This window comes from Alloprevotella sp. OH1205_COT-284, assembly GCF_003859795.1.
Taxonomy (GTDB): domain Bacteria; phylum Bacteroidota; class Bacteroidia; order Bacteroidales; family Bacteroidaceae; genus Alloprevotella.
In genome coordinates this window covers 1-14,622 of sequence record NZ_RQYI01000004.1, presented here as the reverse complement: position 1 = coordinate 14,622, position 14,622 = coordinate 1, and the positions used below count along the sequence as shown (strand labels likewise).

Annotated in this window: 13 protein-coding genes; 4 read left to right on the top strand and 9 right to left on the bottom strand. The window is 44.5% G+C overall.

Features of this window, described 5'->3' with window-relative positions; genetic code table 11:
• Window positions 1–6: 6 nt before the first annotated feature.
• The 9 genes from pfkA to EII14_RS01960 form a co-directional block, all read right to left on the bottom strand.
• Window positions 7–984 (bottom strand): 6-phosphofructokinase, encoded by a 978-nt coding sequence (gene pfkA / locus EII14_RS02000; protein WP_124930902.1) that lies wholly within the window; start codon window positions 982–984, stop codon window positions 7–9.
• Between the two features lie 300 nt (window positions 985–1,284).
• Complete coding sequence (locus EII14_RS01995; protein WP_124930901.1) at window positions 1,285–1,698, bottom strand: BT0820 family HAD-type phosphatase; 414 nt, start codon at window positions 1,696–1,698, stop codon at window positions 1,285–1,287.
• A gap of 30 nt (window positions 1,699–1,728) precedes the next feature.
• Complete coding sequence (locus EII14_RS01990) at window positions 1,729–2,271, bottom strand: hypothetical protein (RefSeq protein WP_124930900.1); 543 nt, start codon at window positions 2,269–2,271, stop codon at window positions 1,729–1,731.
• 2 nt (window positions 2,272–2,273) lie between these two features.
• Window positions 2,274–4,271: an NAD(+) synthase gene (locus EII14_RS01985; RefSeq protein WP_124930899.1), complete on the bottom strand. Its 1,998-nt coding sequence runs from the start codon at window positions 4,269–4,271 to the stop codon at window positions 2,274–2,276.
• Window positions 4,272–4,275: 4 nt separating this feature from the next.
• The gene (locus EII14_RS01980) at window positions 4,276–4,743 is read right to left on the bottom strand and encodes a hypothetical protein (RefSeq protein WP_124930898.1); all 468 of its coding nucleotides are present in this window, start codon (window positions 4,741–4,743) and stop codon (window positions 4,276–4,278) included.
• A gap of 43 nt (window positions 4,744–4,786) precedes the next feature.
• Window positions 4,787–5,332 (bottom strand): FHA domain-containing protein, encoded by a 546-nt coding sequence (locus tag EII14_RS01975; RefSeq protein ID WP_124930897.1) that lies wholly within the window; start codon window positions 5,330–5,332, stop codon window positions 4,787–4,789.
• 55 nt (window positions 5,333–5,387) lie between these two features.
• Window positions 5,388–6,440: an SPOR domain-containing protein gene (locus EII14_RS01970; RefSeq protein ID WP_124930896.1), complete on the bottom strand. Its 1,053-nt coding sequence runs from the start codon at window positions 6,438–6,440 to the stop codon at window positions 5,388–5,390.
• Between the two features lie 1,201 nt (window positions 6,441–7,641).
• Window positions 7,642–8,538, bottom strand: a complete 897-nt coding sequence (locus EII14_RS01965; RefSeq protein ID WP_124930895.1) for a glycoside hydrolase family 25 protein — start codon at window positions 8,536–8,538, stop codon at window positions 7,642–7,644.
• A gap of 183 nt (window positions 8,539–8,721) precedes the next feature.
• Window positions 8,722–10,362, bottom strand: a complete 1,641-nt coding sequence (locus tag EII14_RS01960; RefSeq protein ID WP_124930894.1) for a diphosphate--fructose-6-phosphate 1-phosphotransferase — start codon at window positions 10,360–10,362, stop codon at window positions 8,722–8,724.
• Between the two features lie 357 nt (window positions 10,363–10,719).
• On the opposite strand from EII14_RS01960, the gene EII14_RS01955 reads away from it, so the two are divergent.
• The 4 genes from EII14_RS01955 (at window position 10,720) to EII14_RS01940 (ending at window position 14,487) form a co-directional block, all read left to right on the top strand.
• Complete coding sequence (locus EII14_RS01955; protein ID WP_124930893.1) at window positions 10,720–11,973, top strand: uracil-xanthine permease family protein; 1,254 nt, start codon at window positions 10,720–10,722, stop codon at window positions 11,971–11,973.
• A gap of 95 nt (window positions 11,974–12,068) precedes the next feature.
• A complete protein-coding gene (locus tag EII14_RS01950) occupies window positions 12,069–12,779 on the top strand; it encodes a DUF5020 family protein (RefSeq protein WP_124930892.1) in 711 nt (236 codons plus the stop codon).
• A 338-nt stretch (window positions 12,780–13,117) separates the two neighbouring features.
• On the top strand, window positions 13,118–13,744 hold the full coding sequence (locus tag EII14_RS01945; RefSeq protein ID WP_124930891.1) for a deoxynucleoside kinase: 627 nt from the start codon (window positions 13,118–13,120) through the stop codon (window positions 13,742–13,744).
• A gap of 125 nt (window positions 13,745–13,869) precedes the next feature.
• Window positions 13,870–14,487 carry a deoxynucleoside kinase gene (locus EII14_RS01940; RefSeq protein ID WP_124930890.1) on the top strand — a complete coding sequence of 206 codons (618 nt, stop codon included), beginning with the start codon at window positions 13,870–13,872 and terminating at the stop codon, window positions 14,485–14,487.
• The last annotated feature ends 135 nt before the right edge of the window (window positions 14,488–14,622 follow it).

Here is a 14,622-nt window from a genome sequence, read left to right as displayed (position 1 = left end):
CAAACATTAAATACTGAGTTCTCCAAGCACTTTAATCAATTGAGTATCCATTTGCTTACGTTCTTGTACTGCTTCAATAAATGGGACATATACAATCGTATTGTTTCGTATGCCGACCATTACATTTCGTTGTCCCTGAACAAGTGCATTGATTGCTCCAACTCCCATGCGAGATGCCAGTATGCGATCACATGCAGAGGGCTTTCCTCCTCTTTGCAAATGCCCTAAGATAGAAACTCTCACATCAAATTGAGGATATTCTTTATTCACTCTGTCAGCATAATACAAGGCACCACATTGGGGACTTTCGCTGACAATTACCATACAGCTTTTCTTTGATTTACGTATTCCACGCTCCATAAACTCGATCAGCTGATCGGCTCCTGTCGAATCTTCGGGAATGATTGCAGCTTCCGCTCCTGCTGCTATCGCAGAATATTGTGCCAAGAATCCGGCATCTCTTCCCATAACTTCGATAAAGAATATACGTTCGTGCGAATTGGCCGTATCACGGATCTTATCGACACAATCCATTATGGTATTCAAGGTAGTGTCGTATCCTATGGTATTGTCTGTTCCATATAAATCATTGTCAATCGTACCCGGCAATCCAATGCAAGGAAAATCATATTCCTCGGCAAAAGTCATCGCTCCCATGAGCGAACCGTTGCCGCCAATTACGATCAAAGCATCAATCCCCTCGCTTTTCAAGACATCGTAGGCACGTTTACGTCCTTTCGGCGTTCTAAATTCATCGGATCGGGCAGTTCTCAAAATCGTCCCTCCCGTTTGAATAATACCCGACACTTCTTCCGTTGTGAAGGTTTTGATTTCTCCATTCATCAATCCTTCATACCCGCGATAGATCCCTTTTACCTTGAATCCGTTGCATATTGCGCTTCGTGTTACTGCACGTATTGCAGCATTCATGCCCGGAGCATCTCCACCGGAAGTCATGACTCCCACACATCTTATTTTGGCCATATGTTTGATTGTATTGTTGTGTATTGGAGGGCTTCGGACAATCTGCGATTGTAAACCTCTTTTCCAAATGTTTTGTTACCGTTGTTCAAAGCCACCGAATAACGACAAGGAAAAAATACCTTCCGCTTGCAAATATAATTCTTTTAATTGGAACCTTTGTATAGTTCGAGATAACTTTTTCCTCGATAACGAAAACAAAAAGGTAAAAAGTTTAATATTCCTCAAATCTTCTCCATTTAAGGCAAAGCGAACCGAAATATCACTTACTTTTATCAAAAGCGATACGTGTGGTTCTGATCATCAAAACGGCCACCATCCTCGCTTTTTCTTTTGAGGAATGACAGCCTGCCGAATGAGATATTCCTCCCAAGAGATACGCTGTTGGACGAGCATATAGATCGTCCCCCAATCCGGCAGACCTCCAACATTTCGGTCATCAATGAAGAGGTCTGCTTTTATTTTGCGAGAAAATCCACGTCCCGTGCCATCCTCTTCTTCAAAATCTCTGTTTACCGAGTAAAACGTCACTCCGCGATCTTCGCAATATTTAATGGCTTCGTCCAAAAGAGCACCTTCTCTTACTGTCCATAAAATCAATCTATGTCCATCGGCTTGCAACTGACGAAGGGTGGCTATGGCAAACGGTATTTCTTTTCCAATGGCAGGATAACGATGTTCAACAATCGTACCGTCAAAATCAACAGCGATAATCATATTCTTTTTAATTAGGTCTAATTTTGAGAATTATGCCACTCTGTTTGATGCAGACATCATTTGTTGAGTGGAGCGTTTGGGGCGTGGCTTAACCGGAAGTGAAAAGACAGGCAGCTTACAGTTGCTCCTTATCTTTTGGGGAGTATGGGGAAGGCCACCGAAAAACTGCTCCAAAAGACGGGTAGAGGCTTCGTCAGCCATAAACTCTCCAATAAACTTCATGGAAGCAAATCGGATTTCTCCTTTTTTATCACTGCTCACGACAAACCGTTGCCACACCATGGCGTAGAAAATTTTGTTGTCCACAATGACTCTCTCCTGAGCACGCAGTTTGAGATGTGGCAATAAGCGAACATTTCCATTTTTAACACGCAACCTTTCCGGTGAGCTTTTCACTTCGCTAAAAGGATGTGAGGAATAAAGAACGATATTCACCAAGCAGCTATCTCCAACGAACAGAGCATTCTGTTCAGGAATGATATGGGCAAAAAACGTCACTTCGTCTTGTTTGTTCGCCCGGCAAACCATGAACAAAGAAAAGAGAAATCCGACCAATAGTATTTTTTGCTTCATGTTTAAGCCTTCGTGTTTGAGGGTTCTTCCGATGAGAGTGTTTGCTGCAACAAAGAACGACATTCCTTGATCCATTCTTCCGAAACTGCATCGGGAGGCATTCTCCAATCTCCGCGCGGAGAGATAGAGCAACTTCCCACTTTGGGGCCATCGGGCAGACAGCTACGCTTAAATTGTTGGGCAAAGAAACGCCGGAAAAAGACTTCCAGCCATTTGGCTATGGTTGCTTCGTCATAAGTTTGGGTTTCACCTTTGCCATCGAAAGCCCGAAGTGCCATTCTGAAAATCTTCTTGGGACGGAAGCCATAACGCAAGACGTAATACAGAAAGAAGTCATGTAATTCATAGGGGCCAACCAAATCCTCCGTGATTTGTTTGATATTTCCTTCCGAATCTGCCGGCAACAATTCCGGGCTTATGGGCGTATCCACAATATCCAAAATGGTTTTACGGCTTTCTTCGTCGGCAACATTTACGGCCACCCAACGCACAAGATGCTTCACAAGGGTTTTAGGCACCGAACTGTTTACGGCATACATAGACATGTGGTCACCATTATAAGTAGCCCACCCCAAAGCCAATTCCGAAAGATCTCCCGTGCCGACAACAAAACCGCCTACCTGATGAGAAATATCCATTAGGATTTGGGTACGTTCACGCGCCTGTGCGTTTTCGTATACGACGTCATGCTTCTGAGGATCATGTCCGATGTCGCGGAAATGCAACATGACTGCATCTGAAATATTGATTTCTCTGATCGTAATCCCCAAAGCATTCATCAAACGGATCGAGTTGTTGTAAGTCCTTTCTGTGGTGCCGAAGCCCGGCATCGTCACGCCGACAATGCCTTTTCGGTTCAATCCCAAACAGTCAAAAGCATGGGTACACACCATTAAAGCCAATGTCGAGTCTAACCCTCCACTGACTCCGATGACCACAGATTGGGCTTTCGTATGCGCGATACGCGTTGCCAAGCCTTGGCTTTGAATGCTGAGAATTTCCTGACAGCGAAAATCCAGATCCTCTTCTCGCGGAACAAAAGGAAGAGGGTTTATTTTTCGAGTAAGAGCAAAGCTGCTTTCTGAAAATCCGGCAGATTCAATATCCACGATATTGCAACGATCGTTACTCGCCAACATTTCATAGCTTTTGGCAAAGAAAGTGTTGCGACGCCGTTCTGCCCGAAGTCGTTCCACATCAATTTCAGCAACGGTCAGTTCTTGCCGGAAAGAGAAGCGAGTGCCCTCTGCCAATATCCGTCCGTTTTCCGCAATAAAACTTTTCCCACCAAAAACAATATCTTGCGTACTCTCTCCATATCCGCAACTCGTATAGACATAAGCACAGTGACAACGCGCACTTTGCCCAATTACGAGGTCACGTACATATTGATACTTGCCTATCAAATCATTGGACGCACTTAGATTGAAAATAATCTCTGCCCCTTTTATTGCCAAATGAGAGCTGGGAGGAGTCGGTGCCCAAAGGTCTTCGCAGATTTCAATGCCAAAAGTAACATCGTTAAGACAAAACAATTGATGGCGTCCGATAGGAACGTATTGTCCGCAAAAGCGTACAATGTGTTCTCCGGAAAGCATTGTAGAAGAAGAGAACCAGCGTTTTTCGTAGAATTCTTGATGATTGGGAATAAAAGTTTTGGGGATCAAACCCAACAGTTTCCCTCCCTGAACCACCGCAGCACAATTAAAGAGCATACCTTGATAGGAGTATGGAACTCCGACGATAGCCACTAATCCGAGGTTTCTACTCAATTCCAAGATCTTAAACAGCGCGTTTTCGGCCTCTTCAAGCAGTAGTTGTTGAAAAAAAAGATCTTGGCAAGAATAAGAGGTCAAACATAATTCCGGAAAACACAACACTTCTACTCCTTGCCCTTCTGCACAAACCATCATGCTTTCAATTTCTTGGGTGTTGAAAGCGACATCTGCAACTTTAACGCGCGGGATAGCTGCTGCAACTCTAATAAATCCGTCTGTCATGGTGTTATTGCTTTTTTTTCATGAGCATACTCCCGGTAATCTTCACAAGTTTCCTGCCTTCCACTCGTTTGATCATATTACCATTTATGGCCTCATACCAATAAGAGCCATCTTCATTTCGAGTCAAAGAAATGGTTTGGGAGTCTGCCCCAATATCATTTGTAAAACGCAAAATCACTTTATTACGTTTTATCTCATACTTGATCAATATCCACACTCCGTAAATTTTCCCATTCATATAGCCGGCGACATGCCCCAAGAAAGGCATATCCGGCACTTCGAGTTTTTCTTCTTGTAAGTCCAAATACATCCACACTCCATTTTCATCATTGAAGAAAACTCCGCTGAAATCGTTTTTCAAAGGCTTTTCGGTTGTATTTACTTGAACAGCGTCCGCAAAGCCTCTTGCTGTCGCTCCTTTCTGAAACAGAGGTGCCAACAAACAGATAAGAAGAATACCAATGATTTTCATAACCAACTGTTTGCTAAATAAAAAGACGATATTATATTTAGCCTTAATTAATCTTTTCTCCTTTTTGTAAAATCATCGTGGTAGCTCCGATTGTGATGATCGCTCCCTCTTCGAGATCCACACGCTCTTTATTTCCGAGCAGTGTATTCATATAAAACGTCCCGGTTCCGGAAGGGCCGTCTTGGAGCGAAAACTTCGGTTCATTTCGAGCATCAAGACTTACCCGAATCCTACAATGCGTATTATCGACACTCGGATCAACAGTTTTAATGGCTGCATTCGCTTTTGTGCCTTTTACATAACGTCCAACTCTGTTTTCTCCTTCAAACAAAGGAATTTCTTGACGAAAATGAAAAGCATTTTCGATAACGATCAAATAACCCAATGGTTTTTGTTCGCTTTCTTGCTCTTGTATCAAGTCTTCACCCGGCGTTTTTTCTCCGAGAGAGAGAGATGGTTTTACCCCGACACGTATTTTGAATTGCTTCCGACATTCAGTGCACTCAAACACCAAAACTCTACCGGGAGCATATAATGAATCATCGAATAAGATCGGTTCATCACATTTCGGACAACGAATCCGCTTCATAAGAAAAATAAGGAAAATAGAAAAGCCCCACGTGTCACAAACGTGAGGTGAAAGTTTACAGTTTCAAAATCCAAGCTTCACGAAATGCAGGCTCCGAACCGCGAAGTTTGGCTAATTGGGCATACGCGTTTCGATAAGAAGAATACTTCCCAAAGACCACACGAGTAATGTTTTTATGCCTATGTATGACTGCTTCGTGCAATCCTTTTTCAGAAAGTTGCCGTATCAGGTCTTTCGCCCCTTTTTTAGACACTTGGCTTGCCAAAACAATTAAATAAGTAGGTGTATTCTCTTGAATAGCTGCTTGTTCAATCGTTTCGGTATTTGCTTCTGCTGTCTGCGCGTTCCCTTTGTTGTCATTTGCAACAGTGTCTGTCTTCTCCTTAACAGCAGGAAAAGGAGAGACTTTAACGCGAAGAGTATCGAGAGAAGGGCGTGATGCAGAAGCTGCACAGGCAGACTTTTGCTTGGCAACGACAAATCCCGTGAAATTCTCAAACATGCGCGCCTCCATTACACCCGTCATTGATGAATGATTATTGAGAGGTACCGCCCAAAAGAAAGAGAAAAAAACGACAATGGCAGCCACGACGGAGTGAAAGAACGTTTTTCGTATTCGTAAAACGTAATAATCCGACTGACTCGTGTTTTTGCGTTTTATGGTTGCACATCTTTCTTCCGAGTCTTTACGGATTGGAGTGGGATTCACAACCTCCAACGCATAAAGCGAAGGGGCGACGATACCTCCGGAAACGGGAATGAAGTCATATTGCCCGTTTGCTCCGAGTTTGAGCTTGCCAATACCGCTCAACTCGGCTCCGTGCTCCTCCTCAATGCTTCGTTTCAACTCCGCTACCGCAGCATCTATCACACGAAGGGTATCGGGATAAGACAAGCCTTTGGTTTTCATGTAGGCTTGTGCAAGCAATCCGTCATTGATTTGCAACAATGGATTGAACGCGACATTTCGATAAGGAGGAAGAAATATTTTTTCCTCCTCTATGTATCTTGCCGAACAATCTTGTGCAACAAACCCTCCTAAGTTCGGAACTATCACACAATTATGATCCAACAGCAAGTTTTCAAGATGTTTGCCGAGTTCAATCATGAGTGCAAAGTTAGCCCTTCATTTGGAAAAAACAAAGTTTTCTTCACTGTTTTTGGACAGATTTTTTCCACCTTTTTTCTCGATTTTTTCGTTCCGAAAAGCAAAGTCTTATAACACACGCTTTTATGGATTTTCTCTTTACGATTTGCCCTCTTCTCCGTTTTCAAACAAGCCAAGCGGCATGAGTACTACATGGAAAAATTAACCTAACCAACTATTATTCAGCCATCTGCCTGTTTTCGGCCAGTAAACTTAAACGGAAAGTTCACCATGCTGATACTCAAATCCTTAAAACCACATTTCGAGCGATTGGCGGGAGTTTTTCAAAAACGACTTCTTTTTCGCAAATCAAGGCAAAACACATTTGGTTCGGAATATTTTTTTCAGACAACCCCAAACCGAGGGTGCAGCGTTTAGAACTCGAAGAGCCCGCAGCATTATCATGCTTTTCATGCGTGCGTTGAATCGTTTTTTCGGAGGCCTCCATGAAAATCCGGACAAGCCGAAGAAAATCCGGGGCAAGTCTTCGTGAGAAAAGCAACATTCAACCCCTATCAAGGATTTTTCTTCTTTTTGTCTACATTGTCTACACGATCCTTCTTAAATCGCAGGAATATAGATTGTTGCGAATGTAGACAACACTACAAACAAACTACATTCGCTCTTACATTCTACACATTGCAGCGGGAAGTCGTGCAAAAAGGCTCGAAATCTCCCATGTAGGCAGTGTAGGTTTTGAGAAAATCAGCCTACATACGTTTTTTATCTGTGTATCATAGACTTATCCTCTTTCAATGTATATAGGCAAGTAGCTCTTCATACATCTATATCTTTCTGAAATTCAGCAACATGAAAAGGGTAGTGTATGTTTTTCGACGATTTTACCAAATGATCATAGGAGATACATAACGAGCCATCCTCTCCTAAAAATCATGTTTGACGAGGGATAAGGAGGGCGAGAAAGAACTTCGCGGTTTTGAAGTTTGCCGGACATCCATAATAAAAAGGTAACGAGTAGAATTTTCCGGATCAGACCTGAAATTTTCTACTCGTTACCTTTTTTTCGCCTCCTTCCCACCTTTTCCCAAACGGATAAGACGGAGCAAGATTTTCAACGAAGTTCTATTGCCTTCACGATGACAAAGGTGTCGTCGGCCTATTTCATACGCTCGGCAATTCTTTGCATGTTGATAAGAGGTCTTTACTCGGTGGGCTCTTCGTTGTTGCCGATCGTAAGTTTACGCAAATCGTACATAGATCCGTTGTAGATATTCAGATCCACGGCCCCTTCAATGCCGTCTACACGTCCGATGTCGGTGTGTTGCCAAAACTTCCATTCGCCTTTATAGCCTACTTCCTTGACATAATAATGAGCTATCCAAAATGGATAACGGTCAAATTCCGGCGTGCTCAGATAAGCCTCTTTGAACTTCAACCCCGTGTAGATGATCGGGGGAGTCCCGTAGCGTTTTTCCAGAGCGTTGAGCCACTCCAAGGCCTCTCGTTGCAGTTGTTTTGTGGTCAATCCTCCTTTTATTTCAATATCCAATATCGGTGGTAAATCTCCCTCGTCGAGATGCACTTGCCGCATATAGTAGCGGGCTTGCAAATCTCCCGAAACCGATGGAGAAAAAAAATGATAAGCTCCTCTGATTAAGCCATATTGCCCTGCCTGATAGAAGTTTTCATTGAAATGCCTGTCAAACAAGCTCTTTCCCTCTGTCGCTTTGATGATCACAAATTCAAGCGGTTCGCCGGCGATTTTTGCGCGAGCCACTTTTTCCCAATCTATTTCTCCTTGGTGGTGGCTTACGTCAATCCCGTGAATGCTGTAACCTGCGGGATATTCGATCTCTCCGTAAAGTGCTTTCCAACGAGAGGCATAGGGAGAAACAAAGTATTTATAGAAGATAAAAGCATAAACGATGATTATCAAAATGGCTCCCACTCCGAACACGCGCTTGTAGGAATGCCCGAATGAGCGTTCGGCCCACGAAAGTTGCGTTTTTTTATTTCCGCGACGTTTTGCAGGAGTGCGCCTTTTGACCGGGCGACGTTTGGAACCGTTATGGGTAGAAGAAGAGCCGGATTTAGTCATAAAATAAAAGGAGCACGATTTATTGGAACATCATCCAATAAATCGCACTCCGATTTTTATGTGAGTTGCAACATACAGCGAGCTGTTTGTTGAAGTTTGATTTTATATTCCACTCTCTCTAATCGGAAAATGTCGTTTTCCTCCATTTTCCTACGTGGAAAGAGGGGCGTATTGACAAGCTGATTATTTGGACTGCTCCAAGGCAAGCGTTTGGGTGCATTGGTCGCAAACTTCTGTCGGTCCCCAATATTGGATCGGGCCGGGATAGATGAATGCGGTTTGTTCGGCCCATTCGTCGCGCTTGGCGGCAAAGGCTTTGAAAGGTGCACCGTCGAGTTCTACGAGTGCCTTGCGGATCACGGGCTTCATCTCACCGTGGCGACGCTCCATGTTCATCATCATCGTAATGGGCACACCGCCGGCAATCCATTGTTCGGCAGGAGCGGTAGTGTTTTTGACGATGGCCATGTAGCCGGTCTTACCGTTGGCCACGAGCTGTGCGGCCGAAGCACCAAGGGCGTAGCAGTAGTCTGCATCGAAATTGGAGGGGGCGGCACAACGACCTTCGTAGCCGAAGAAGTGGTGCAGAGGAGCGAACTTGCCGACATATTTGCCTTCGGCTTTCCAGGCGGCCAGTTTTTCGGCCACCATTTCGCTGAGAAGTTTTTCGGTTTCGATGAGCGACACTTGCACATTTCCGTGAGGGTCGCGCTCGGCAGTCAATTGCTTGGCCACTCCTTCCGGAAGCGAAGCATAGATAGCGGCATTTTCGGCAGAAAGTTTGCCAAGTACCCAGGCACGTTGTTCGGCGGCAGTGACGGTGCCGGCTTCGGGCGTGGAAAGAAGGTCGTTAAGCTCTGCGATGAGTTTTTTGAGTGAAGGTATGAATTCGATCAGCCCTTCGGGGATGAGGATCGTACCAAAGTTGTTGCCTGCGGCTGCACGTTTGGCCACGACTTCGGCGATGTAGGTCACGACATCGTCAAGACTTTGCTCTTTGGCTTCAACCTCTTCGGAGATGAGGCAGATGTTGGGTTGAACTTGGAGAGCGCATTCGAGTGCGATGTGCGATGCCGAACGGCCCATGAGCTTGATGAAGTGCCAGTATTTGCGTGCGGAGTTGGCGTCACGTTGGATGTTTCCGATAACTTCCGCATAGGTTTTGCAAGCTGTGTCGAAACCGAAAGAAGTTTCTATCTGATCGTTCTTCAAGTCGCCGTCAATGGTTTTGGGGCAACCGATGACCTGCACGCCATACTTCTTGGCTGCATAATATTCGGCCAATACGCAGGCATTGGTGTTGGAGTCGTCTCCACCGATGATGACGATGGCGTTGATACCCAAACGACGAATGATTTCAAGACCTTTCTCAAATTGAGTTTCGGCTTCGAGTTTAGTGCGGCCGGAACCGATCATGTCGAAACCGCCGGTGTTGCGATATTCGTCAATGAGTTCATCGGTCATTTCAAGGTAGTTGTGATCTACCAAGCCGCCGGGGCCCATCAAAAAGCCGTAGAGCTTTGAAGCCGGGTTTTGTTTTTTCAAGCCGTCATAGAGGCCGCAAATCACATTGTGGCCGCCGGGAGCCTGACCGCCCGAAAGGATGATGCCGATATTGATCGGGGCATATTCTTTTGTTTCGTCCGTAGGTTCGAAGTTCACAAGAGGCATGCCGTAGGTGTTGGGGAAAAGAGCTTTAATCTCGTCTTGGTTATCCACACTCTGCGTAGGAGCACCTTCTACGATTTTCACGTTGCCACGAAGGCCTGCGGGAAGTTTGGGCTGATAGCCGGCACGAGCAATTTGCAATGCGCTTTTTTTCATAATTCTTTAAGTTGTTTCTTGAAGTTTTGTTCTGCCCACAAAAATACCAATAAATCGGTGAACGGCAAAACCTTGTTTTGTTTTTCCAACCCCAATAGCACGACTCCGTCAAGCTATGAAAAGTGAATATGGCAAGCAGTGGTAAATTTTCCGAGATTTGTTTTTTCTCCCTCTCTTCCTCGAAAACGATCGGCGAAGCGAATATGCCCCGGAAATCGCATCGCTTTTCTTCATAAAGCAACTCGTGGTATCAAAACCAAGCCTCACTTGCTTGTAGAAGAAAGAAAAAGCATATAAAATTTAGTGTAACCGAAATGTGGTTGTAATTTTGCAGCCGAAAATCAAAATCTGCTTTCTATGTCCGAATCGCTCACCCTCTCTCCCTTTCGAAAAACCATAGTCGGAGTGCAGTATCTCTTCGTTGCTTTCGGGGCCACGGTGCTTGTTCCTCTTCTCGTCGGCCTGGATCCCTCTGTGGCTTTGTTTTCGGCCGGCATGGGCACATTGCTATTCCACTTTGTTTCCAAAGGAAAAGTGCCAATTTTCTTGGGAAGTAGTTTTGCTTTTATTGCTCCGCTCAAAGTCGGCACCGAACTCTATGGGCTTTCGGGCGTTCTCTTGGGCATCATCGGTGTGGCTTTGGTTTATTTTCTTGCAGCGATCTTGATCAAGGCTTTTGGCACCAAATTTCTAAACCGCTTGTTTCCTCCTGTCGTCATCGGCCCCGTCATCATGCTCATCGGCCTATCTTTATCTTCGGCAGCCGTCAAAATGTCTTCCTCCAATTGGTTGTTGGCCGTGGTCGCCTTGGGCACAGCCGTTGTCGTATCTCTTTACACGAAAGGCTTACTGAAACTCATACCCATTTTTTGCGGTATCGTGGTGGGGTATTTTGCCGATTTCTTGTTTTTCGATGTGGATCTGTCAAGCGTTCGCGCGGCAGAATGGATTGCTTTTCCCCGATTGCATCTGCCCGACAATTGGGATTGGCGTCCGATTTTGTTTATGATTCCTGTCGCCATAGCCCCCGTCATCGAGCATATCGGCGATATTTACGTGGTAAATAATGTGGCGGGCAAGAATTTCGTGAAAGATCCGGGGCTGCACCGCACAATGTTTGGCGACGGACTGGCATGTTTGTTTGCCTCGATAGTGGGCGGGCCTCCCGTCACAACTTATTCCGAAGTAACCGGTGCCATGTCGCTCACAAAAGTTACGGCTCCCGTAGTGATGCGCATCGCCGCCGTTACGGCCATTGTTTTTGCCATGATTGGCAAAGTGAGTGCCCTCTTGCGCAGCATAGACGAGGCCATTCTCGGAGGTATCATGTTGTTGCTTTTCGGCAGTATTGCCGGAGCCGGAATTTCGAGTCTGTTGAACAGCAAGGTAAATTTGGGCAGTGCGCGCAACATGGTCATCATTTCCGTAACTCTTACAACGGGGATAGGCGGGGTCATGTTCAAAATGGGAGAGTTTGCTCTTCAAGGTATCGGGGTTTCGGCCATTGTGGCGGTTGTGCTCAATCTGATCCTGCCCGAAACGCCGGCCGATTTGAAAACACCGGAAACAACTGCGGCCGAAAAAGAGAACTCCGCATCGTCCGTTGATTGACCTCACGACATTCTGTTGCTTTCTTTCAACCATGTGATGAGTCTTTGAAAACTCTCACATCAGCTTTTTTAATTCACTCATTACACCTCAATTTTATGAAAAAGATTTACTTTCTTTTCCTGCTACTGGCATCGTTTGGTTTCAACATATCCGCAGAAGCTCAAAACCTTCAAGTCCATTATGACTTCGGGCATAACGGAAATAAATTCAAAGACCGTGAAAGCCTCACTACCACACTCGAAATGTTTCGCCCTGACAAATGGGGAAATACGTTCTTCTTCGTGGATATGAATTATAAGTCGGACGAGATCAATTTGGCCTATTGGGAAATCGCTCGTGAATTCAACATTCGGAAAACACCTTTCAACGTTCATTTGGAATACAACGGCGGAATATCAAAAGATTTTCCCATTAAAGATGCCTACCTCGCAGGGCTGACTTATGCTTGGAACGCTCCCGATTTTTCCAAAGGGTTTACAATCACCCCCATGTATAAACATCTGACGAAGACGAAAAACAAAGCCTCTTGGCAAATCACAAGTACTTGGTATTGGAATTTTGAAAAGGGGCTCTTTACATTTAGTGGCTTTGCCGACTGCTGGAATGACCGGAGCTTTGCCACCGGAAATGCCATCAACGTCTTTTTGTCGGAACCGCAATTTTGGGTGAACTTCAATCACATGTCCGGAATGGACAAAAACTTCAATTTGAGTTTGGGAGGAGAAGTGGAAATCTCTCGCAACTTCGTGCATCAAGACAACACGTTTTATTTCATCCCCACATTGGGCGCGAAATGGACTTTCTAAATCTTCCGCTCATGACAACCGTCCTACGGCCTGACAGCCGTGTATTAGGGTTTCTCCGATAGCCTATGTCATGAGGCGGGGAAGAAACTACGGAATCTACTTCACAAAAGATTGTCGATAGGGTGTTCTTGTGGATTTTTGAGGAGCGTGTTTTCTCATGGCTACCGAAGAAAAGAAAGACGAGTTTCAAAAAAAACAGAAATAAACGCCTCCGTTTTCTCGATTTATATGTAATTTTGCGTCAAATTTCACATATTGCTACGCTTTGCCACTCGAAGAGCTCGCTTTTTATCCTTGATTGTTGAAAACGGCAATAACGTAATTCTCTAAAAACACTTATGCATATCGCCATAGCAGGAAATATCGGTAGCGGAAAAACCACCTTGACCACCATGCTCGCCAAGCATTATGGGTGGACGCCCAAGTTCGAGACAGTGGCTCAAAACCCTTATTTGGACGTTTTCTACGAAGATATGAAGAGATGGGCGTTCAACTTGGAGATTTTCTTTTTGAAAGAAAGATTCAAAGACGTGCTCTCTATTGCACACTGTGAAAAAACAGTGGTGCAAGATCGGAGTATTTTCGAAGGAGTCCATGTCTTTTCAGAAAACAATAGAGACATGGGAAATCTCAATGAGCGAGATTTTGAAACTTATATGGAGTTGTTCGGCATTATGACCTCCATTGTGGATGCTCCCGATTTGATGATTTATCTGCGTGCATCCGTACCGCACTTGGTGAGCAACATTCAAAAGCGCGGGCGGGATTATGAACAAACAATGCCTATCGAATATCTCGAAAACCTAAATCGCAGATATGAAAACTTTATCTTCAACAAGTATCCGGGAAAAGTATTGGTCATAGAAGTCGATCATCTGGACTACCAACACAATCCCAAAGACTTCTCCGGCATCATTGACTTGATTGATGCGGAACTCTTCGGTCTCTTTTCAACAACGACATAGAGAGGAAGATGATACGTTTCGGTTTTCATGACACTTTTGTGGAATCGGAAAATACGGAACATCCTGCCACGCAAGTAGAAGATGACATTAAGTAAAACAAATTATTTCTCCAAACATATCACACTATGCATATAGCCATAGCCGGAAATATCGGAAGCGGAAAGACCACACTGACTAAAATGTTGGCCAAACATTATAATTGGAAACCGTTGTTTGAACCGGTGGATTTTAACCCTTATCTCGAAGATTTCTATGAAGATATGAATCGATGGGCGTTTAATCTGCAAATTTATTTCCTCAATAAACGTTTCAAAGATGTGGTGGCCATCGGCAAAAGCCAAGAGAGCATCATTCAAGACAGAACTATATTTGAAGATGCGCGTATCTTCGCTCCGAATTTGCATAAAATGGGCATGATGAGCGAACGAGATTTCGCGAACTACACCGACTTGTTTGACTTAATGATGTCTTTGGTCGAACTGCCCGATTTGATGATTTACATCAAATCTACCATTCCCAATTTGGTCGCACAAATAGAAAAACGCGGACGGGATTTCGAGAAAACCATGCGCATAGACTATCTGCAAGGACTTAACGAACTGTACGACAAGTGGATTTCCACTTATAACGGCAGATTGATCATTGTAGACGGAGATAATTTGAAGTTTGAGAATAATCCCGATGATTTCCGTAAAATCACCGATATGATCGATGGAGAACTGTTTGGCCTTTTTTCTGTTTGATCTTTGAAAATTTGAAAAATTGTAGAGTTATATTTTGTTGATTCCGCCGTAGAGTCAACCAGCAAGTGCAAAATTATGATATTCTTTTGTAGAACTCCGATTTAGGTGTTTCAAAATCGAGTTTTTGTCTTGGTC